The sequence below is a fragment of the Planococcus chinensis genome (genome assembly GCF_020071995.1).
Lineage (GTDB): Bacteria > Bacillota > Bacilli > Bacillales_A > Planococcaceae > Planococcus > Planococcus chinensis_A.
The window spans coordinates 130,095-150,977 of sequence record NZ_JABWTK010000006.1 but is presented as its reverse complement, the minus strand read 5'-3'; the positions used below and the strand labels follow the sequence as shown (position 1 = coordinate 150,977).

The window sequence follows — 20,883 nt, the reverse complement described above, 5'->3', positions numbered from 1 at the left end:
GTTCCATCAGGCGTATGCTGCGGCCATGGCTTCCAGCTCCTCAAATACATCTTCGAATGCCGGCTCATCGGCAGCGGCAAAGAGATAATGGCGCCCTTCTTCCCGTTTCAGCAGCTGTTTGAAATAGCTTAGAGCAGCCTGATTATGGCCAAGCAGCATCTCGCAGCGCGCCAGTTCATAGTATGCCGGCAAATAATCGTCTTCGTCTTCGATCAACGACAGCAGCGTTTCCTTTGCAAGCGCGACTTCCTCCACTTCGATATAGGCAAGGCTTAAGTTCAACCGGATCCATTCATGGTCTCTCAGCTGCTCCGGCAAGCGGTCTTTGAACGCCAGCACTTCTCCCGGGCGACGTTCGGCCAGTAAATGCAGCAGACGGGTATAGCCTTCTGCATGAAAAGGCTCCAACCGGATCACTTCTTCAAACTGTTCCCGTGCTTTTTTGGTTTCATCAATTACTGCCAAGGCTTCCCCCCGCAACAGTAGGACGCGGGTATCGGAAGGCTGTTGTTCGTGGAGCTTCCGCGCTGCGACTGCAGCTGACCGGGCAAGCTTATACGACTCTTTTTCATCCGCAAGCTGAAGCGTCGCTTGTATCAATAACAGCGCCGCCTCGTAGTTTCCGGTGCGTTCCACAAACGGCTTCAGCTCATCAACCGCTTCTTTGGCCATATCTCGAGCTAAATAGAGCGAGGCCAACTGCATGACCGGCATTTCGTTGTCCGGGAGGCGCTTGGAAGCTTCTTCATACAGCGAAATGACTTGAGAGATGGTGCGCAACGACCGCGTATTATGCCGGAATTTGTTCAGCATCCCTTTCGGCTCTTCCTGCTCGATTTCCTCGAACCAAAGCGCAAGAAACTGCGCACAATGTGCTTTGGCGATGGCCAGTTCCTCTCCAGAAAGCAGCCGCTTCAACCGTTTTTCGATTTCCGCTGACTTGCCGATTTTAGTGAGCATCGAGACGTATTTTTCATACAGCCCGACAATCTCCGGATGTTCAGCAATCATTTCTTCCAACAGGACCGCTGCACGTTTAAAGTCGCCTTGGCGCTCGCAGAACTCGACGTGGTCAAAATAGGAAGCATGCGCGCCGTTCGTTGCTTTTGCTTGAATAAACAATGCGTCTGCTTCTTTTAAGTGCCCTTCTTTTTCAGCGCAATGCGCTTTTGCTGAAAGCAGCCATTCTTCCGGCACTTTTTCGGAAATTTTCTCTAACGTTCCAGCGATCCGTTGAACCGCTTTTTCGGAATCCGCCAGTGCAAACAATTCCTCAAAATCCAGTTCCTGCGGATCGTGCTCCAATACATGCAGCGCTTCGGTAAATGCGCGCTCCGGATTGCCGCTCGCCGCATATGCCCGCATCATCGCTGTATGGGCGGCGCTAAAGCTCGGATCCAACTCAATGCAGCGGCGATAATTCAAGATGGCCTGTTCATTTTTCTCCCGCTTTTCTTCCAGGAGGCCGAGGCGGTAGTATGCCGGAGCATGGTTGGCAAGGTCGAGCGCCTGCTTGTACAGCTTACGTGCATAGCGGTGGTTTTCGGCTTCTTCGTGCAGTTCGCCTTCCAGGCACAGCAGAATTTCATCGGGCTGCGTTTCGCGCAGGGTTTGAATGTGTTCCAGCACCCGCGTCCGGTGCAGCGGCATTTCAGCTCCGAATTCAGCGTATTTGACGGCCAAGTCATGAAAGCCGTCCCGTTCTCTGTCGGAGAGCCCTTCTTCAAGCAGGCTGAGCGCCTTTGCTTTGCCGGAATCATCTGCCCATTCTTCCCACAGCAGGGAAGCGATCCGGATGAAGAAGCCGGCATCGCCTTCTTTGGCATAACCCTTAATCCAGTTGTGCGCTTCCAGATAGCGTTCCTGTTTGATCAACACATGGGCGACATGCGATACCGCAAACAAATCTTTTGTATCCAGTTCCAATGCTTTCCGGTACTCCGCTTCCGCTTTTGGATACGCCTTCTGTTCCATGGCTACATGGCCGAGATACAGATGCAAGACGTCATGCGTGCCAGAATGGGCAATCCCTTCTTCAAGGACCGCTTTTGCTTCCGTCCAGTTTTCCGCTTCCATATGGATTTCAGCCATCCGCAAATATGGAAAAGGCTCGCTGGACTCCAATCTGATTGACCGCCGGAATGCATCAAGCGCCTCGCCGTCTCGTCCTAACTGCTGCAGGCAGCAGCCCATCTGGTAAATGAAGAATTCGTCTTTCGGCTCGCTTTCGGCCAGTTTCTGGAAGCGTTCTAACGCCTTTTCATGTGCACCGGATTCAGACTGGATCAAGGCATGGTTGATTTGGACGGAAACGCTGCTTGGCAGCTGAGCAAGCGCGATGCTGGACCATTTAAACGCCTGGTAGACCTTGCCCATTTCCGTATAACAGCGGGCAAGGCGGCTATAGGCGTCCGGCTGGACGGGATCCATTTCAATGGAGCGTTTCAGTAAGGGAACGGCTTTGTCAAAAGCGTCCTGTTTCATCAAAATGGCGCCTTTTAAATACTGCGCATATGGACTAGTTTTCGTCTCGACATGCGTCAGGCATTGCAAAGCTTCCGGCAATTGGTCGCTCACAAAATGCATGTGGGCAGCCAATAAAGCCACTTCGGCATCTTCTACGCCGAATTCCGTATAAAGCCGCTCCAGCCACTGGGGATGCAGGGCTTTTGCACGGTCTGTAAAAAGCGACGACAAGCCAATGACGGCTGCGTAGCGCTCCTCAATATGGGCAGTCAAGAATGCCAGGAATGCATCGCTTTCTTCCACTTCTCCTTCTTCATCCTCCAAAAACTCATACAACTCTGTGAAGAATCCGTGCTCGCTTTCATTCAGTGAGCTTAGGAGGTGTTTCTGGGCTTCTTTTACAAAAACCATGCTAAGCGCATCGGACATCCGGTATGTTTTTTGGACGTCTTCATACGCCAATAAATACGGCGCCAAATCGTTCGGATCCTGGATGATGAGCCCTTGCAGCCGGTCGTCATAGCCGACGACCACTTGGACATGCGCGCTGTTTTCGATCATCATGCTGAGGAGAATCGGCACACCCGCATCGATAAATTGCTTGTAGAGCGCGACGTTCCCTTTGAAATACCGGGCATGGAGTCCAAGCGATTCCATGTATTTCATCGTCGTCCGAAGCTTCGTGCCGGTCACATCAAAGACATGCGAAGCGATTTCGTCCTGTCCGATGTTTTTGCCGTACACTTCCAGCATGAGCGACAATGAAGCCGGCACACAATAGTTCATCTTCTGGACTTTCGGCGTTGTTTTCAGCAGGACCTGTTTCTCATCCCGGCGAATCTCTGCTTTTCCGTAGATGCTGTCTTTTAACAGTTCGCGGTGCTCGCCAACCCAAGACTCCAGATCATCCCATTGCTCAAGCCGGTACAAACACACCGCTTTCAAATAAGCAAAATGGTCCCGGTGAACATGGAAAGGATTTTTTTCATTAAACGCATCCATCACACGCAGCGCATCCGCATAGCGCTCCAGATGGAAAAGGCGGCTCACTTGTTCCGTCTCATAGGCCCAGCTGTCCGCTTCCAAGGCAGCGCCTTCTTCAAGCACGGCCAACGATTCGGCTTGCCGGCCGAGCATCGACAAGACATCTGCATAAAACAGCCGGGCAAAGCTGTCCCGGTCATTCGACTCCTCGTTCATCACCGTTTTCAGCACCTGTTCGGCTTTGTCCCATTCCCCGCTGTGCATATAGTAATAGCCGGTCAAATCCGGCCATACGGAACCGCGCACTTGTGCAATTTTGTCCAATTGCTCTTTCGCTTCCGGCAGCCGGTTTAACTGGCAAAAGACACGGACCAGCAACTGGTGGGCGGATGCGAGTTCCTCCGCTTTATAAGTGGAAGCGGCTGCGCCTTGCAGCCGGCCGAGCATCTTTTCTTCCGCTTCCAGGCTTCTCCCGGTTTCAAGCAGCCGGCCGCAATGCCAGGCAAAGGGGCGCAGCGTCCCGAAACGTTTGTAAGCATGGGTTGCCAACAGATTGCTGTAATTATATAAATCCGCTTCATCGGCAAGCCGCATCAGCCGGTAGTATTCCTCTTCCGTTTCAATTTCCCCGAGCCACTCGCGAAGCCGTTTGATGGAACGTCCGGCCCATAACCCGCGAATGGCTTGAATCATTTGATTGGCAGTTTGAATTTCATGTGCTTTCAAGTCGATGACCATTCTTTTTCTCTCCCTTATCCCCCTGCTTAATGTGCAGTTGATTAATTATATGTTGGAAAATTATAGGGTGCAATAGATTTTTCTGAATTATTATCAGGAGAAATATTTCACCACTGCTCTTTTGTTTTTCCATCAATTGCAGGGGAGTCTAAAGCAAAAAAACTCCTGGCGAAAACCGCCAAGAGTGAAGTATCTTCTATGAAGCAATTGAATGCGATCCATCTGAATGAATCATGGAACAAGCCGGTTGTTAATGGCCAATTCGAATGTCGCCGTTATCCATAATTTGAATCGGCTGAAAACTACTCAAAAATTCCAGCCCTACATGGCCATTCGCATTCAATTCCGTTGAGCCTTTAATATATGCTTTTTCGTCTGTAATCAAGCGATAGAAAAAACAACTTCCTTCATCAGTCCCTGAGGACTCTTCAAAGACGAATTTTTCTCCGTAGGTCTTCTCAAAATAATCAATCGCTTCTTCATGGTTTTGAAATCGCGGCAATTCAGTTTCTTCCTTTTGGCTGATCCGTTTGATATCCATCGTATTCCCACTCCTTCTATTTTTCGATTGGAAAGCTTGTCATTTTTGTCCTTTAAAAAGGTTAGCATACTTCATCTCCATCAGCGAAAAATCTCTTGTTCACTATAAATTCACCGTATAAAAATGCCTAACCCTTTTCAGGTTAGGCATTTATTTATTACTTGTCCTGGTTCGCTTCTTCCGTGTCCCGGACGTTCTTTTGTACAGTGACTACGGCGAACAAGCTCAAGACGAACGAGATGCCGTAAAAGCCTTTTTCGCTTAAAATGATGCTTCCTGCGTTAAACAGCCCGATGGCCATAAGTGAAATTGCTGCAATCAAGGCAAACCAGCTGATGCCGTAATACAGGTTCGTAACCCGGATTCCTTCGTCGCGGTCTCTAACGGCTTTTTGGAGCGAAACGGCGGAATAGAGCCCGAGGATCAATAAAGCAATATAATAGCCTTTTTCATTCAGTTCCATCGCCGCATTGTACAATCCGATTAAATAACTCGCTACCCCAATCAGCAAAGCGCCCCAAGCCGCCCCTTTAAACGCAGCGGTCGGTTCGCCGAGCCTGCGTTTCTCTCTCGGTTTTTCCGAAAACAACTCTTCGTTTTTGTCACCCAACATATAACTAGCCCCTCTCGTTTGTAACATGTAATGATCTATATGCAGGACGATTCGGAAAAACTTTCACGCCCGTTAAATACTTCAGCTATTCAATGCCTCCTGATTAATCCGTATGTATCAGAGTATAACCACACTTTTTCCATTATCAGATATATTTTATCACACTCTGCTTATCCTCTTCACTATTGTTTCGGGAAAGCTTAAAAAGTAAACATGGCCTTCCTTCCAAGCGGAAAATTTTCATTTTTTTCATTTGAACTATTGGGACATGGTGGACTTGTCCTTGCTTCAAGCTTTTCAGTACAAGGTTTCCCGGTAGCTTTTCTCCAAGATTTTACCCACGGCTTCTTCGTCGGTATTCGGCAACTTCGCGTGGGCTGCCAGGATTTTCGCGCCTTTTGGAAGTTCCTCTTTGTCTCCCCAGCTCTCAGGCTCCCACAGTCCCGAACGCCGGAACGCCTTGGCACAATGAATAAAGCATTCCTCTACATCCACGCCGATTCCAAGAAGCGGCCTTTTGCCATGTGCCGCCATTTTCTCCAGCAATTCTTCGTGCTGGATGACGCTGGCTTTTCCGTTCACCCGCAAAGTCTCGCCGAGTCCCGGAATCAGGAACAACAACCCGACATTCGGATTCGCTAAAATGTTTCGCATGGAATCCATCCGTTTATTTCCAGGACGTTCGGGAATGATCAATTGTTTTTCATTCAGCACATAGACAAACCCGGCATCGTCTCCGCGCGGCGAGACGTCGCATCTACCGGAGGCGTCCGCTGTAGAAATCGTGAGAAAAGGAGATTTGGCGATAAAGTCCATACAATGTTCATCCAAATAGGAAATGACTTTATTGTTCACCAGTTGGCTCGGCTGGCCGGTGATTTCCCGCAGTTCTTCTACGGTCTTAACAGTGTTTAGGAATGTTGGAGTGATATTCACTGATGTTCATCCTCTCATGTTTAGTTGCACAGACCCTACCCGACATGTTCATGCAGCCGAATTTTATCCGGTCTTCTTTCATGAACGTTCGGGAAGGGTTCTAAAACGTACAAAAGAAATCCGAAAAATTTTCAGGTAAGACTAAGATGGGCTGTTCCTTACTTACTACCGAGTTGTTCTGCCAAACCGATTAAAAGCCCTTCGGCACCGCGAATGTAGCAGAGCCGGTAGGCGTCCTCATACTGGATAATTTCGCCAACGAGCTGCGCGCCGTGCTTCAAGAGCCGGGCTACCATTTCGTCAATGTCTTCAACGGTGAACATGACACGCAAATAGCCGAGGGCATTTACAGGAGCGGTCCGGTGGTCTGAAATCATCGGCGGGGTAAGAAAACGCGACAGTTCAAGCCGGCTGTGGCCATCCGGGGTAACCATCATCGCAATTTCGACACGCTGAGAACCCAATCCGGTTACGCGTCCTGCCCATTCTCCTTCAATAATGGATCGTCCTTCAAGCTTCAAGCCAATTTCTTCAAAGAATGAGATTGCGCCATCCAGCGATTCTACCACGATGCCAACATTATCCATTCGGAGCAAGTTGTTTTTCTCCATAGTTTTACCTCCTTGTGCATGTGAAATCTCTGTTTGCTTGTCTTGCTAAAGCATTCTGGATAAAAGTTGCAAAATCACACTCACTTAAACTCTTCCGGACTCCAGGCAGCGATCTCATTTTCTGGAACGGCTACTATCAACCAGTCACCGTCCCCATACCCAAATTGATCTCCAACTTGCCAGCATTCGTAATCCTCATCTTGGCCGTTTATATATAAGACCTTCCCGGACTCAAACGAAAGATACAAATGCGGGGAATCTTCCCCCAGCCAGACATCATCCACTCTTTCTCTCCGATGTTTCAGCAGCAATTGAAAGGAATCTTCCTCATTCAGCTCTTTCAATTTTTCTGTGGAAATTGACATCAATCGATTCTGATCAGAGATAACTGCTATTTTTCTTACCTCAATGTTCAACCACAACGTATCTGGATCTTGCTCAGAATAATGGGCAAAGCAGGCACGTACTGCTCCGGGACCAGCGCCAAATTGCAAACCGTCCAATTGGCTTCCAATAAGAAGCCTTTTCAAAGCTCTTTCTGCAAAGTCTTTATTAATTTTCTTCATGAATTCTACACCTTTTTCCGATAGCGAACTTCGAACAATCGTCCGCATATTTTGCTTTTAAGGAGATTTGAAGGAGATTCCCTTTACAAGTCGCCATTTGGATCAAGCCAATTATTTTCCAATAAACGATTGTATTCATCCCAGAATTCTTGATATGTTTCACGGTCATAATCGTCTGTAATCCGCTTGTCTTTTGAGGCATCAAAGAACTTCTTCACTTGTAAAGCGAACTGAACAATTTGCTTTTTATATTCGTTTTTACCCAGAGCTGCATGTAGCCCCGGGTAATAAACACTTCCTGTTTCAGGATTGCTTGTCGCGACTTTCACAAAATCCGATAATAGGACTTGATCCCCCGTATGTTTAACTGTCCAATGGATGGAAATCGGGCAGCCCATCATCAAAATCGCTCCGCATCCATGAAGTATTAACCCTTCCTCATCAGCGGGATGGCACACATAATCGTTATCAATGGTCCGCAATAAAGCTAAAGCGGATTCGCTGATTCCCCATTCCTCTTCTATTCCGGATTGGGTAATGATAGTTCCGTTAACGCTGAGGTGGATTTCTCCGTGGGAACATAAATCTTCTTCCTCCTTCTCATAAAGCCATTCTTGGTTTTCGATATTAAATACAAATTTTTTGCTTGGATCCATTCCATTTCACCATTTTCTTTATGACTTGAAGCTTGATTTTCCCATTATTGCTTAGCATCATTAGTGCATTTTCCTTGTTAAATTGAAATCATTTCCTGAATAGAAACCAGTCACAATTGAATTCCGTTTACGCCAGGAAGTTTTTATCGCTTTTAGGAATCAAAACAAATTTGGAAACAGCCATCAACAAAAGAAATAACATAGCGATGAGGCTGGCTGCATTGCCCATGCTTTGCATTCGGGGAAAAATCCCCCAAAAAACAAAAGCATTCAACAAGACAAAAACCATGAAACCGGCAAATGTAAAGCTGTATAAATAGTTGCCGTAAAGCAATCTTTTGCCGGCTTCAGTGTATGGCACGACCGTTCGTTTTAGCAAAGCAGAATAACGGAGTTGTTTTATCAACCCATATACAAATGAGCCAATAAAAACAAAAAGCACTATAGAACTAAACCAGATCATCAAATCATCCCTTTCTCCATACGGTATAACTGCAGTGATTTATAACCGTTTATGTAAATTGGAAAGCAATCCATCTTCATTTAATACAGTCGAATAACTGCATGCATTTCACCTGAAACCATTAGTATTCCAGATGGTCTTGAAGAATTAATTTGAAATTCGGCTTAAATTGAATCTCTAGGGTTTGAAAGGTTTCATCGCTTCCCAAGGTCAGCAAAATACTTGAGGATTTTTTAGAATCCGCCTTGATTTCAAGCGAATCCACCCTTTTCAAATCAAGGCGGGAAATCAGCCTGTTTGTCGATTTCTGGTTCACTTGTATTTTAACTTCTCCATATGCGGGCTCTAGGATTACCAGGAAAGCTTCTTCCTCATTCGAAAACCGATATGTGGCTTGGTTATAGTAAAAAGGCAGATTCTTTGTTTGGGTATCACGCAAGACCGGTTCGCATTCGAACAATGCCAGTAAATCGTATTCATCGGGTAAACTCTTCACAATCGCAAAATACCTCCCACTCTAATTTCAGTGTCAAACTTTATTATGCTATTTAAAATTTTTAACCAGAAACCTGTGTATTGAACTTTATCTTCAGGCTTGTAACTTCATAAATTGCTAAAGCTTTATTGTAAATAATATTAACATGTGAAGTTACAGAAAGATTAAACATTCAATAAATTTAATCAGGAAATAAAACTTCAGACAACTAGTATCTCCTACACCTATTTTTTTGGAAATGACAAGTTAAAAAACCGGAATTCCTAAAATTATCTAAATAAAGCCCATATCCTTTCAATAAATAGTTGCAAACTTATTTACATATGTATATATTGTATATATAGAGTATATACACTATTGGTTTTTGGTTAAAATTGAATTGAAACTGGTTTCAAGCGACAAGATCGATAAGTGCAGGAAGAAAGAAGATGGAGAGTATGCAAATCATTATTTCCAACAGTTCGAAAAGCCCTATTTACGAACAAATTGTACATCAGGTGAAATCACTCATCCTGTCCGGCGAATTACAGGAAGGAGAAGCCATCCCTTCCATGCGCAAACTGGCAAAAGATCTGCAGATCAGCGTTATTACCACAAAGCGTGCATATGAGGAATTGGAGAAGTCGGGATTTATTTACTCAATCGTCGGCAAAGGTTCTTTTGTAGCAGAACAAAACCTGGAGGTTGTACGGGAGAAAAAACTGAAGGTCATCGAAGAACAGCTCGGCGCAGTGATTGCAAACAGCAATGAAATCGGATTGGAACTGGAAGAACTACAGGATTTGATGAAGATTTTATACGAGGGGTGAAACGATGGAATACGCAGTGGAAATGAATAATATCACAAAACGGTTCAAAGGTTTTTCTATAGAAGGGATGAATCTACAAGTGAAACAAGGTTTTGTCACCGGATTTATCGGAAAGAATGGGACGGGCAAATCAACGACGATCAAAATGATGATGAACCTCCTGCGACCGGATGCTGGTGAAGTAAAAGTTTTCGGCATGGATTACAAAACTCATGAAAAGGAAATCAAAGAACGCATCGGCTTCGTCTACGACGGCAATGTATTTTTTGAAGGACTGAATCTGAAAGACATCAAACGTATCGTCGGGCCTGCATATGAGCGGTGGGATGATGAATTATTCCATCATTATATTGAAAAGTTCGAACTGCCGATGAACAAGGCAGTGAAGACTTTTTCAAAAGGCATGCAGATGAAGGCGTCACTTGCCATCGCTCTGTCGCATCATGCGGAACTGATAATTATGGATGAACCAACAGCAGGACTGGATCCGGTATTCAGAAGGGAGTTGCTGGATCTGCTTCAGGAATTGCTGATTGATGGCAGCCGGACGATTTTCTTCTCGACGCATATCACGAGCGACCTCAATCGCATCGCAGACTATATCGCCTTTTTGCAGGACGGCGAATTGATATTCAATCAATCCATCCATGAAGTGGCAGAAAACTATGCGCTCGTTAAAGGTGGACTGAATCTGTTGGATCGGGATACAGAAAAGGCTTTTGTCCAAGTACACCGCGCCCCAACAGGATTCGAGGCATTGACAGACGACCCGCCTGCAGTAAAAACAATCTTTGGTGACACCGTGGTCATCGAACCGGCTTCTTTAGAAGACATTATGTATTATGCGAAAGGGGACATACGAGGTGCTTAATCTGATCAGGCGCGATGCCATTTTGCAAAAAAAACAGTTATTCATTTTCCTGCCGTTCATTCTGTTTTTTGTGGTGCTGGGGATGAACCCGATTTTCATCTTCCTTGTCGCCAGTATTTTCATCCCCTTCAATGCTTATGCCTATGATGAAAAAGCGGAAACGAATATTCTTTTGAATTCACTCCCCTATACCCGCAAGGAAATCATCACAGCGCGCTATCTTGGCGCGGTCATATATATGGTGCTTTCCATCGGGCTCGCTAGTTTGGTGATGTTCATCTTCAACAAGCCTTTTGCGCTAACAGATATTGCTATCGGCACTGGGTTATTCCTCCTGTTTGCTGCGTTGACATTTCCATTGTTTCAGGTTTTCAAACCAGGCTCTATCACTACTGTCATTTTAATCAGCTTTGTTTTGTTGACGTGGTTGATGCAATGGATCCTATCAAATGCAGCGGAACATATTCCATCGATAACCGATTTTATCGCAAGCGTGTCTGCGCCTGCTTTATACGGTGTTCCTGCTTTCATAATCCTAGTAATCTACGCAGCATCCTGGACTGTTTCAACTGTTATTTACGAACGAAAAGCATTTTGACTGGAAAGATTAACAGAGAATTGCAAGTTTCTTAACTGACAGCCCTGCCTTTAGCTAAAAGGAAAATGCTATACTATAGCAAACGAAAGAGGAAGACGGATGCCATTCGGCGTCCTTCTTCCTCTTTCGTTTTTTTGATTGAAATTACAGCGCCTACCGAAAACTTGGTGATATGTACGCATTTTACAATTCCGACTCTAAAACTACCTAAAGTCGTCTTTTGAAATTATCATTTTTTCTTGCAAGAGCCATTTCGATTCGTCTTCTGACCAATTCATTAGAACCAATTGCTTCCACCGCTGAAATACGCACGAGTTCATCGTCATCTTTCAATCGATTGACCACGGCGTTTAAAACAGCGTCTCGCGTATAACCCCACAGTGCTTCGAGTGTTTTAAACCGAATTTCTTCATCCGGATTGTCGGTCAGGGGAAGCAGGATGTTTTTGATTTTTTCGCTGATCGGTAATGTTCCAAGAGCTTCGATGGCCATCCACATAACGTAAGGATCTTCATCTTTTAGAAAGGCGGCAATGTTCTCAATGGCATCCGGACCAGCCTGCTCGAGAAATCCCTGGATAATCATTATTCTTTGCTCTGATTTCATGATGGAATATTTCACCTCCGCCACTGATCGCCTACAAATTTTTGGACAATGAAACTAACATTCTTTTCATAATCTACATGTAACTGTGTTCAAGTGTTTGTATCGTATGCTTTCCAAATTAAAAAGACAAGAAAATTCTATTATGAATTTTCTTGTCTTTCGTTAAGACTTCGTATGCAGACCATTTCTCTCTAAGTTGCAGCACCCACTGCCTTCGCAGCAATTAGCCGCCTAATGAGTGGGGTTTCGGCACTTCGTTTCCACCTCCAGCTGACAGTGTGAAGGAACGATAAAGCTAGCGGAGTGATGCCGGAGCAAGGATTTCACAACCACATGAAGAGATCATTCTGTAATTCCAAAGCTTCCTTCTTAAAATTTTACTGGAAGAGAGGCCAGACTTTGAGCGGCAAGCTTAAATTTCCAGTGAACATCCTCCCGTGGGACGTTGAGCTGCAAGTTCGGCATGCGCTTTAGCAGTGTGGTGAATGCAATATTCCCTTCCACTCGTGCCAGAGGTGCACCTAAACACATATGGACACCTTGCCCAAAAGCAAGATGGCGTTTAATACCACGAGTAATATCCAGCTCTTCTGCATTTTCAAACTGTCGCTCGTCACGGTTGGCTGATTTCAATAATGGGAAAACCATGTCTCCTTTTTTTATCTCCTGCCCGCTAAGTTCGAGATCCTTAAGGGCATACCGTGGCCCAGCGGTTGTTGAAGGGCCATGAAAACGCAACAATTCTTCTACTGCAGACGGTACCAGGCTAAGGTCTGCCTTAAGTATTTCTAATTGCTCCGGATGATCCAACAAGAGTAAAGTACCCGTAGAAATTAAGGTTGAAGTGGTCTCGTGTCCTGCAAAAATCAGCAGCTGAACAAGCGAGATCAACTCCGCTTCATCCAGCCGATCTCCCTGCTCTTCAATTGAGATTAATTGGCTGATCAAATCATCAGAGGGCTGCTTTCGTTTGTCTTCTGTAAGCTGCTTGATATAGTTGCCGAAGTCTTTTAGGTTTTCAGCAGTTTTTGGATCAACTGTCCCTACACCAAGACCGTTAGCAATTCCCTCCGACCACTTATGGATTAATGAATGATCCGATTTAGGGACCCCGATCATATCGGAAATAACGTTAATCGGTAAAAGGTTGGCGTAATCCTTTACCAAATCCATTTCTCCCCGGTCCTGTACCTGATCTAGCAATTCATCTGCTAATTCTTGGACACGGGGACGCAAACCTTCCATGTATCTCGGTGTGAACGCTTTAGATACGAGTGCGCGCAGCCGTCTATGGTCCGGCTGGTCAATTGCGTTTAAGGAGTTAGTTAAAAACATATTCGAACCAGCCGAGTCTGAACTTCCTGTTAAAGATTCCTTGATGGTACTATTTCGATCAATCGACTTCGGATCTACACAAAAGTGGTCTTGATCTTTGAGAACTTTCAGCGCTTCTTCCATATGTGTAACCACCCATGCGCGGTTATTCGTTTCTCCCATAGGAAATGGCAACTGTACAACTGATCCAATTTGTCTTAACTGCTCAAATATCGGAAATGGATTATCTCCACTCTTTCCGCTTAGCACGCCCACTAGCGCTTGCTCTGCTTCAACCTGACTTGAATAGTTCATAAATAATCCGTCCTTTCTCAAATTAGATCGAGGAATTAGCTGTATGAATTACTCAAAGGCAATGGCTTATGATGGATAATTTGGTACTTTGACCGATTTAGTAAGACACTCCTCAGCAGTTCCTATATTTGTGCCTATATTTCTTAAGGAAGTGTAAACATTCCTAAATTGTTAACTTAAGACCCAAACGCAATTTCGTTATCCTCAAATTCGATGCTGCCTGATTCAGCAGCTCCACACACGATGTATGTGCCCTGATTCACCTATGTATATTCTCCATTAATGTCTTCTCCTAAAAGCTGACACAAATAACTTAAGCCTCTATCCTTTTACCGGTCATTTGGTAAAAAATTTACATACTTTACTAGGAACGATTTAAATTCACAAAAGTTTCTTGAGCCGAGTATGAATATGGATAACTGTTTTTAAAAGCCAATATTAACTTACAAAAAGGAAGAGATAATGATCAAATAAAAGCATCTTCTCTTTCTTCTTCCTTCAATTGCATTCTATTTTCTGCTGCTACTAATAATCCCCATATATAAACCGAAACATCCAATAAGATGTGTCCAAATTCTTTCCTTCATAATAAAAACAAGTCTTCCGCAATTTTCCTAGTGCCCTAGCAATAATTCGAAAAATCTATTTAGAGAAATCCAACTCCTTCTTTCCCTCCTCTTATTTCCTATTTCTAGAAAAATATTGATTTTTCTAGAAATAACCAACATGATAAAGAGAGTATGTAGTTGGAAAATCCTATTAAGAAAACGAATACATATTCAAGACAGAAGTTCAAAGTTTTCCAATAAAGCAATTTCACAATTACGGAATTTATAAATTCAGCTGAAATAACCGGTGCTTTCTACCAGCCGGATCTGAATCATCACATTTCGGTCGATTTCTAAGAAAGTGCGGGTGTCTCCAGTTTATGAAGTTATTCCTGAACCTCTTTGTCTTTTATTCCAAGCAATTATTGAAAAGCCCTTTTTACATGGGAACCCTGATCTTTATGGTCGGGATGCTGCTGACCCGCATTGTACTCGGTATCCTGGAACCGTTCGATTACATGCGCTACGGCAGTTTTGTCGGCGAAATGATGATGATTGTACAAGCCGTCCTGTTACTGCTGTTTGTCTACTTTTACAGGGCCTTCTCCAACGAATTTCGTTTTGGAGCGTGCAACCTGTTCATGGGGACGTTCCGTATCACCTTACTGAAAATCGGCGCATTGTTTAGCATCCATGCCTTGTTCACGGCCGGCTGCATCGGGCTGCAGTTCGTCTTGATCTCCCTCTATTTCCGGTTATCCGGCATTCCGTATTCTTCTTTCTACACGCAGACGGCATCTTACATGACCGTCTACTGGTACTTGCCGTTTCTGCTCGCTTTTGGCATCGGAATCCTGACCGCGCTGCTGTTCGGAAAACACAAATTGGGGCTGGTCTTCATGATTGTCGTCTGGTTGGTGATTGGTCCCATGAATACAACTTTGTTTCATCAGTATTTTCATCAAATCCCGTTCTCTGATCCGAGAAGCTTACTGTATATCGGTCCGTTGAGCAGTGAATCGCCTTTTATTGACTTGCTGGGATATAATGTGTCGCTTTCCGTCTATGCAAAGATCATTTTTTGGATTCTGGCGGTTGTGCTTCTCATGGCGTTGATATTGATGAAAACCACCCGCACCTCCTGGGAAAAATTCACACTAACGCTCTTGTGCGTTTCGCTAGTCTCGATCAATACGCTTCTTTTCCCGTATATTTTTACCGGCGGCAAACTTGCGTTCAGCTTTGCGGATTTGGAAGCGGAAGCTCAGTATTACAAAGATATTCCCGACGAGATGGAGCCGGTTTTTCTGCAGTATGAAGTGGAGGATTACACCATTCAGCTGGATGCCCGAGGGCCGGTAACAGCTCAAACAACGGTGGCCCTCTCGGATATCCGCACAACGACCCTTGGATTCGTCCTTTATCATGGATTCGAAGTCACCCAGGTAACGGACCAGCAGGGACAGACGCTGCCGTATACAAATCAAGGCGATTTTGTCTTCGTGGAACGGGACGGGGAGCGCTTGACGGACCAACTGACGTTTTCCTATACCCTGAACGATTCGGCGCTGGTGCCGGTTTCGGAAGACTACCTGTTCCTTCCGAATGCGTTCAGCTGGATTCCAACCAAAACAGACCATCCGCCGTTTGTCTTCGACACCATTTACGATGAAGGTGTTGACCTGCATTCCGTTCAGACAGACCAAGTCATTTCCTACACGCTGGCGGTGGAAGGCGATTTGCCGCTTTACACCAATTTGTCGGCAGACGGGAAAAACCGGTACAGCGGCGAAGTGGCCGGCGGCGTTTCCGTTCTCGGGGGCATGCTGACGGAGGCAGAATTGGGCGAACAAACCGTCCTCCATCCCAACTCCTGGTCCGACATTTCCGCCGATTGGAAGATGTTCGAACCGTCTTTAGCTCGCGTCCACCAGGAATTGCTTGAAATGTTCCACTTAGATGCTGGGGAGTTGCCAAACCAAATCGCTTTGCTGGCGCTCCGGCAGGAATGGAACACGGGTTACTTGAGCAGTGATCATTTGCTTTACTTTAGCGGTTCGAATATCAACGTCAGTTCCACAACCCATGAAATTCCCGGCATTTATCTGAATGCACTGCTGTGGAACCATGATAAACGGCTAGGGATGTCACCCGAACAAATCTTAGTTTTCAATGAACTGCTTACGCTTCATCTGCAAAATGAAACAGGGCTTGTGTTGGATGCAGATTTTACACCTCCAGTCGTTCCTTCTTTCACAGTGATGGAGAAGCACGATGAAGAAATCCAAAAGGTGATTGCCCGAATCTATGCAGACTTCTATTCGATGGAAAAAAACGAGCAAACCGAATTTTTGGTTCTGTGGTACAAAGAGATGGAGCAAGTGTCCGGCAGTTGGATCGACACCGCACAGCTCCTGCAAGAATTCAAGGGAGGAAAAAGATGATAAAGATCAATGGCGTATCGAAGCGGATAAAAAAACACCACATTCTGTCGGATGTTTCGTTGCAGCTGGAAGGCATCTACGGCTTGATTGGTCCGAATGGCGCCGGAAAAACGACGTTGATGAAAATCCTGTCGAGCCTGATCTCCATGAATGCCGGACAGGTGGAAATGAAGGGAGAAAATTACCGGAAAGGCAAGTACGTCAAACAGAACACATTGATTGGCTATTTGCCGCAGGACTTCATGGTCTACCCCAATATCGGCTTGGAAGAAGCGTTAGACCATATTGCGATGCTGCAAGGGATGATGAACAAACAAGAACGGCAAGTGAAAGTCCGGCAAGTAATCCAACAAGTAAACCTGCAGGGCCACGAGAACAAAAAGATGATTGAGCTTTCCGGCGGCATGCGGAAACGGGTGGGGATTGCCCAGCTACTGATGGGAGACCCTTCGATTCTGCTATTCGATGAACCGACGGCTGGGCTGGATATCGAAGAACGGATTCGGTTTCGGAACCTTCTCCGCAATCTCGGAACGGAACGGACAGTCGTCATTTCCTCGCACATCGTGGAAGATATCGAATTTCTATGCACGAAAATCGGCGTGTTGAAAGAAGGCCGCGTGTTATTCGAAGGATCGCCGGCAGAACTGAAAGCCCGCGCCAAAGGGCAGGTATGGGAATACCAAGTTGCGCCGAGCGACTTGGACGCCATCATGAACCAAAAAGAAGTGGTGCAAATCACAGAAGAAAGCAACGGGATGTGCCTTCGGGTCTATTCAACGAAAAGCGAAAGCGATGCAATATCCGTCGAACCCCGATTGGTGGATGGCTATCTGGCTGTCGTCAAAGGCATGAACCGATGAAAGACTTCATCGGAACTATCTACCAATCTTTCCTCTTTGACCGGAAAACGATGGGTTTGACATTCTTCGTCCCAATTCTCGTGTTTATCACCGCCTTGCTTTTCATCCTCTTTTTTCCACGGGAAGAAGCAGGAATCTATAACAATGTGATTATTATCCAAGGCGTATTCATTCCATTTTCATGTTGGTGGCTCATGTACCGCCTAAGCGAACTATACGAAGAAGGTGCACAGGAAACCTTGGCTCCTTATTACGCCAAGCGATTCCCTGTGGACTTTATCCGTTATTATGTCGTGAATGCCATCGGCGTCCTGATTCTAAGTGTCGCTCTCATCTTGAAGTATGGAATCGGGGAACTGCCTTTAATCAACTTTTTCCATTTCTTTTTGCTGCTGTTGTTTTATCAGTTTTTAGGCACTTCTCTGATCGTCTGGATCAAGAATATCGAGATTGCACTCACAGTGGGCCTGATTTTCACGGTTCTGGAAGTGGTGACCTTGGGCGAATACATGCCGTGGCCGCACATCTTCCTCTTCCAGCCGCCGGTATGGGATCCTTTTCTGTCTGCTAAATTCGCTATTTTGTCCGTAACAATTGGTATCCTGGCGTTGTTCACCGTCGTTTTCCTGAAAAGAACGGATAGAAAACCTGCATAATGGAGTCGAAGTAAAAAAATAAAGGAACGCAAAAAGCAGATGGATCCTCTTCAAAAGTTCAGTTCCTCTGCTTTTCTTATCTTATCTTATTAAATTTCATCTTCGTATAAGTGAAGATATGTAAACCTAATTCATTTTAAATGAGATCTTACAAAGCCTGTGAAGCCATGTTTAATATAATTATGGTTACCCAGTCAGTTTTTTTCTGCTAAGCCATGTCACTGCTCGTTAAGAAAATACATAAATGCCCTTCCGCCAACAATTGGAAAGGCATTTTCTACATTATTCGGTTTTATTCCAGTCCTTTAATGTGAAGATAATATAGAGAATAATCGACAGGCTGTAAATAAACACAAACCATGATAATACTATTTCATGTATAATCCCCGTAATGGAGTAGATAAGTGCAAGGATTGCCAGCACTAAAACAAAAATATTTTTTTGTTTTTCAGTTACCTTCATAACGCTTGGGTGTTTATGTTTTTCATAAGCAACCTACCTCCAATCATATAGTGTTTTTGGAATTACCTCCTAAGCAGCGATCATTTCCCTGCAAATACGAAGCTGGTTACTAACGGTTAAAATATTTCCAACTCTGGATTTATACAAGCTTTTTTCCTTCCATAACGCTTGATGGGTAAACCCAACTCCTATTGAAATGCGAGTTTTCAACCCCTATGGTATAGCCACTTGAATGTATCCTATTTTCGTTTGAAATCAGTTTCGATGGATTTTCTAACACAGCGAATGGAATTGGGTGATTGAATGACTTACTTATCTTACGTACTTTAACCTAACTCAGATATATTCTACTCCATTGCCGGAAACGACAAAATGTGGACTACCTTTCCGACGATTGAAAAGTCGCCAGAATTCCCGATCTCGCTTCCATTCGATGAGTCCGGGAACACTTCCAGTACGTAACTTTCCGACATCAGAATTTTTAGCCCTCTAAAGGAATCCACTTCCACATCCGTGATGACCGATTTTTCAATGTTAACTTCCAAAAAAGCCGTTATTCGTTCGTCAAAGCGATTCGTACTCGGTTATTTATGGAATAATGAATCCCCATTCCCAGAATTTCGATCCTTGCGCGATGACGAACTTTTCAAGCCAGTCCTCGAAGTTCATGCCAATATACATATTATCCTCGAAGTTATAACCGGTATCCATCACGTAGAGATAGCCATTGCCCACCACTTTGTCTGTCACAATCAAATAACAGCCATCATATCCATAGGCGATTGGAAACCAATTATCCGGATAGTCATAACCCGGAATGGCTCTGTATTCCAATATCTCATCAATGGTAAAAAGTTCAAATCCGCTACCATATTGGGGATGGCTAAAAATAAGTCCGCCATTGTGCAGCCGCAGAAACTCTTTGTAGTCTTCGGGTACAGTAAATGGCAATTTCTGCAGTTCACTTTCTGTTGCCGGGGGATTAAAATTCATTTTCACTTTTGTAACATATCCATCTTCTTGTTGAACTTCCAGAAGGCCTTTTGAATCCAGGCGCTTCTTTAAAGCTTCTAGAGTAATGTTTATTTTAGACACCATCTTTTCCCCCTTCGATTTAGTGCTTTTTCCTAGTAATTTCATTTTCTCTTAAACTTTTATAAAAGATAATATATTTATTTTGAATGTAACTTAACTGCACTTAAGTTACATTCAACTCCCACTTCCCTTTGATTCGATCCACTGCACATCACTTAAATTAAGTCGAATTCTTCCGAGTTCAAGAACACTTGAATAAGGCGATTAAATAAAGCGCGCTGCGCCGGATTCTGCCAATCTTCTTCTACATCCGCCATCAGCCATATCACTTCATCCAGGAAAACGTGGTCCAGTGCTTTCGGCCAATTCATTTTCTCCTCATGCGATAAGTTTACGGATTCCCCGTATCCCGCTAGAAACAAATGCCATTGCTGTTCGGTAAACGGTCGGTCTGGAGCAGAGGCCAGTTCATTATGAAACAGCAGCAGGACGAGTGCCAGATCAAATATTCGCGGAACCCATCCAGCATTATCCGGATCAATCAAATAAGGCTGTGGGGTATAAATAAGATTATTCGCTTTGAAATCGTGCGGTGTTGCGACGGAAAACAATCCGGCTTGCTTCAATTCCTCTTGTTGACGAACCGCTTGCAGAAGCTGGATTTCTAATTCTGGTTTAATAGTTAATCCGTAAGGAGCTGCATTTTGCACAATATGCTGGAAGCTCTCTTTAACTTCATTTTCAGTGAAATCAAATACATCGTATATATCCAATTCATATTTATTATCAGTTGGAGATAATGCGTGAATTCGCCCAAGCAACCTTCCTGCTTCTTTGATCTCCCACTCCTTTCCCGTATAAGGCACTCCTTGAACAAAAGGATAAACGACGTAGGTTTCTTCACCGAAAGTCCTTGGATTTTCTGCTTGAATCTTTGACGGAATTACCACATCTACACCTTGTTCGTTTAATGTTTTTGTATATCTCATGAGGCGATTTGCTTTCTCGATTGGGTGCTGCGTTTTTTTGACTATAAAGTCGCCTTCAGGTCGTATCATCCGGTAAACTGGCGAAAACGGATAGATGCTAACTGGTTCATCTTCTGTTTCAAAACCAAAATTCTTTACGATTTCTTTAGCTTTCATTTAATTCTCCTACTTTCTGTTTAATTTCCTTTATACGGACTGCATTCATCCTCTATCTAATCCCAATATGTATATAGCTATATTACCAATAATCAGAAAATTTCAAAGCGCTTTATAATTAATTTATATGTAATTTAAAGACCGTTC

At 44.5% G+C, this 20,883-nt stretch carries 20 protein-coding genes; 6 read left to right on the top strand and 14 right to left on the bottom strand.

What is annotated here, in order from left to right:
- Positions 1-6: 6 nt before the first annotated feature.
- The 9 genes from HU147_RS11665 to HU147_RS11625 all read right to left on the bottom strand — a co-directional run bounded on the left by HU147_RS11665 (position 7) and on the right by HU147_RS11625 (position 9,070).
- Entirely contained in the window at positions 7-4,188 is a 4,182-nt protein-coding gene (locus tag HU147_RS11665) for a tetratricopeptide repeat protein (protein WP_224076397.1), read from the bottom strand.
- Between the two features lie 250 nt (positions 4,189-4,438).
- Positions 4,439-4,729 carry a hypothetical protein gene (locus HU147_RS11660; protein ID WP_224076396.1) on the bottom strand — a complete coding sequence of 97 codons (291 nt, stop codon included), beginning with the start codon at positions 4,727-4,729 and terminating at the stop codon, positions 4,439-4,441.
- Between the two features lie 157 nt (positions 4,730-4,886).
- On the bottom strand, positions 4,887-5,342 hold the full coding sequence (yiaA, locus tag HU147_RS11655) for an inner membrane protein YiaA (RefSeq protein ID WP_224076395.1): 456 nt from the start codon (positions 5,340-5,342) through the stop codon (positions 4,887-4,889).
- 297 nt (positions 5,343-5,639) lie between these two features.
- Positions 5,640-6,278: a pyridoxamine 5'-phosphate oxidase family protein gene (locus tag HU147_RS11650; RefSeq protein ID WP_224076394.1), complete on the bottom strand. Its 639-nt coding sequence runs from the start codon at positions 6,276-6,278 to the stop codon at positions 5,640-5,642.
- Positions 6,279-6,436: 158 nt separating this feature from the next.
- The gene (locus HU147_RS11645) at positions 6,437-6,889 is read right to left on the bottom strand and encodes a VOC family protein (RefSeq protein WP_224076393.1); all 453 of its coding nucleotides are present in this window, start codon (positions 6,887-6,889) and stop codon (positions 6,437-6,439) included.
- 80 nt (positions 6,890-6,969) lie between these two features.
- Complete coding sequence (locus tag HU147_RS11640; RefSeq protein WP_224076392.1) at positions 6,970-7,455, bottom strand: hypothetical protein; 486 nt, start codon at positions 7,453-7,455, stop codon at positions 6,970-6,972.
- An 83-nt stretch (positions 7,456-7,538) separates the two neighbouring features.
- Positions 7,539-8,111: a hypothetical protein gene (locus HU147_RS11635; RefSeq protein ID WP_224076391.1), complete on the bottom strand. Its 573-nt coding sequence runs from the start codon at positions 8,109-8,111 to the stop codon at positions 7,539-7,541.
- 127 nt (positions 8,112-8,238) lie between these two features.
- A complete protein-coding gene (locus HU147_RS11630; protein WP_224076390.1) occupies positions 8,239-8,490 on the bottom strand; it encodes a hypothetical protein in 252 nt (83 codons plus the stop codon).
- A 205-nt stretch (positions 8,491-8,695) separates the two neighbouring features.
- Entirely contained in the window at positions 8,696-9,070 is a 375-nt protein-coding gene (locus tag HU147_RS11625) for a hypothetical protein (RefSeq protein WP_224076389.1), read from the bottom strand.
- Positions 9,071-9,507: 437 nt separating this feature from the next.
- Here HU147_RS11625 and HU147_RS11620 point away from each other — a divergent pair, with 437 nt between their 5' ends.
- Genes HU147_RS11620 through HU147_RS11610 form a run of 3 tightly spaced genes read left to right on the top strand, consistent with a single transcriptional unit; the run spans position 9,508 to position 11,348 of the window.
- Positions 9,508-9,879: a GntR family transcriptional regulator gene (locus HU147_RS11620; RefSeq protein ID WP_224076540.1), complete on the top strand. Its 372-nt coding sequence runs from the start codon at positions 9,508-9,510 to the stop codon at positions 9,877-9,879.
- A 4-nt stretch (positions 9,880-9,883) separates the two neighbouring features.
- Entirely contained in the window at positions 9,884-10,750 is an 867-nt protein-coding gene (locus tag HU147_RS11615) for an ABC transporter ATP-binding protein (RefSeq protein ID WP_224076388.1), read from the top strand.
- A complete protein-coding gene (locus HU147_RS11610; RefSeq protein ID WP_224076387.1) occupies positions 10,743-11,348 on the top strand; it encodes an ABC-2 transporter permease in 606 nt (201 codons plus the stop codon). Before HU147_RS11615 ends, HU147_RS11610 begins: the two co-directional genes overlap by 8 nt.
- 207 nt (positions 11,349-11,555) lie before the next feature.
- On the opposite strand, the gene HU147_RS11605 is transcribed toward HU147_RS11610, so the two are convergent.
- Together HU147_RS11605 and HU147_RS11600 are read right to left on the bottom strand one after the other, a co-directional pair.
- On the bottom strand, positions 11,556-11,954 hold the full coding sequence (locus HU147_RS11605; RefSeq protein ID WP_224076386.1) for a HEAT repeat domain-containing protein: 399 nt from the start codon (positions 11,952-11,954) through the stop codon (positions 11,556-11,558).
- A 369-nt stretch (positions 11,955-12,323) separates the two neighbouring features.
- A complete protein-coding gene (locus HU147_RS11600; RefSeq protein WP_224076385.1) occupies positions 12,324-13,583 on the bottom strand; it encodes a cytochrome P450 family protein in 1,260 nt (419 codons plus the stop codon).
- Positions 13,584-14,574: 991 nt separating this feature from the next.
- On the opposite strand from HU147_RS11600, the gene HU147_RS11595 reads away from it, so the two are divergent.
- The 3 genes from HU147_RS11595 to HU147_RS11585 are packed head-to-tail and all read left to right on the top strand — an operon-like array spanning position 14,575 to position 18,094.
- The gene (locus HU147_RS11595) at positions 14,575-16,575 is read left to right on the top strand and encodes an ABC transporter permease (RefSeq protein WP_224076384.1); all 2,001 of its coding nucleotides are present in this window, start codon (positions 14,575-14,577) and stop codon (positions 16,573-16,575) included.
- Positions 16,572-17,438, top strand: a complete 867-nt coding sequence (locus HU147_RS11590; RefSeq protein ID WP_224076383.1) for an ABC transporter ATP-binding protein — start codon at positions 16,572-16,574, stop codon at positions 17,436-17,438. Before HU147_RS11595 ends, HU147_RS11590 begins: the two co-directional genes overlap by 4 nt.
- Positions 17,435-18,094 carry a hypothetical protein gene (locus HU147_RS11585; RefSeq protein ID WP_224076382.1) on the top strand — a complete coding sequence of 220 codons (660 nt, stop codon included), beginning with the start codon at positions 17,435-17,437 and terminating at the stop codon, positions 18,092-18,094. The genes HU147_RS11590 and HU147_RS11585 overlap by 4 nt, the downstream gene beginning before the upstream one ends.
- Positions 18,095-18,903: 809 nt before the next feature.
- Here HU147_RS11585 and HU147_RS11580 read toward each other — a convergent pair.
- The 3 genes from HU147_RS11580 to HU147_RS11570 form a co-directional block, all read right to left on the bottom strand.
- Positions 18,904-19,101, bottom strand: coding sequence for a hypothetical protein (locus HU147_RS11580; RefSeq protein WP_224076381.1), 198 nt, complete (start codon positions 19,099-19,101; stop codon positions 18,904-18,906).
- 43 nt (positions 19,102-19,144) lie between these two features.
- The gene (locus tag HU147_RS11575) at positions 19,145-19,651 is read right to left on the bottom strand and encodes an SMI1/KNR4 family protein (RefSeq protein ID WP_224076380.1); all 507 of its coding nucleotides are present in this window, start codon (positions 19,649-19,651) and stop codon (positions 19,145-19,147) included.
- 155 nt (positions 19,652-19,806) lie between these two features.
- Positions 19,807-20,736 (bottom strand): phosphotransferase, encoded by a 930-nt coding sequence (locus HU147_RS11570; protein WP_224076379.1) that lies wholly within the window; start codon positions 20,734-20,736, stop codon positions 19,807-19,809.
- Between the last annotated feature and the right edge of the window lie 147 nt (positions 20,737-20,883).

Excerpts from the sequence above, each read along its gene's own strand:
- HU147_RS11665 (WP_224076397.1), bottom strand. The coding sequence starts at position 4,188 with ATGGTCATCGACTTGAAAGCACATGAAATTCAAACTGCCAATCAAATG.
- HU147_RS11660 (WP_224076396.1), bottom strand. The coding sequence starts at position 4,729 with ATGGATATCAAACGGATCAGCCAAAAGGAAGAAACTGAATTGCCGCGA.
- yiaA (WP_224076395.1), bottom strand. The coding sequence starts at position 5,342 with ATGTTGGGTGACAAAAACGAAGAGTTGTTTTCGGAAAAACCGAGAGAG.
- HU147_RS11645 (WP_224076393.1), bottom strand. The coding sequence starts at position 6,889 with ATGGAGAAAAACAACTTGCTCCGAATGGATAATGTTGGCATCGTGGTA.
- HU147_RS11640 (WP_224076392.1), bottom strand. The coding sequence starts at position 7,455 with ATGAAGAAAATTAATAAAGACTTTGCAGAAAGAGCTTTGAAAAGGCTT.
- HU147_RS11635 (WP_224076391.1), bottom strand. The coding sequence starts at position 8,111 with ATGGATCCAAGCAAAAAATTTGTATTTAATATCGAAAACCAAGAATGG.
- HU147_RS11620 (WP_224076540.1), top strand. The coding sequence starts at position 9,508 with ATGCAAATCATTATTTCCAACAGTTCGAAAAGCCCTATTTACGAACAA.
- HU147_RS11615 (WP_224076388.1), top strand. The coding sequence starts at position 9,884 with ATGGAATACGCAGTGGAAATGAATAATATCACAAAACGGTTCAAAGGT.
- HU147_RS11605 (WP_224076386.1), bottom strand. The coding sequence starts at position 11,954 with ATGAAATCAGAGCAAAGAATAATGATTATCCAGGGATTTCTCGAGCAG.
- HU147_RS11600 (WP_224076385.1), bottom strand. The coding sequence starts at position 13,583 with ATGAACTATTCAAGTCAGGTTGAAGCAGAGCAAGCGCTAGTGGGCGTG.
- HU147_RS11595 (WP_224076384.1), top strand. The coding sequence starts at position 14,575 with ATGGGAACCCTGATCTTTATGGTCGGGATGCTGCTGACCCGCATTGTA.
- HU147_RS11590 (WP_224076383.1), top strand. The coding sequence starts at position 16,572 with ATGATAAAGATCAATGGCGTATCGAAGCGGATAAAAAAACACCACATT.
- HU147_RS11585 (WP_224076382.1), top strand. The coding sequence starts at position 17,435 with ATGAAAGACTTCATCGGAACTATCTACCAATCTTTCCTCTTTGACCGG.
- HU147_RS11570 (WP_224076379.1), bottom strand. The coding sequence starts at position 20,736 with ATGAAAGCTAAAGAAATCGTAAAGAATTTTGGTTTTGAAACAGAAGAT.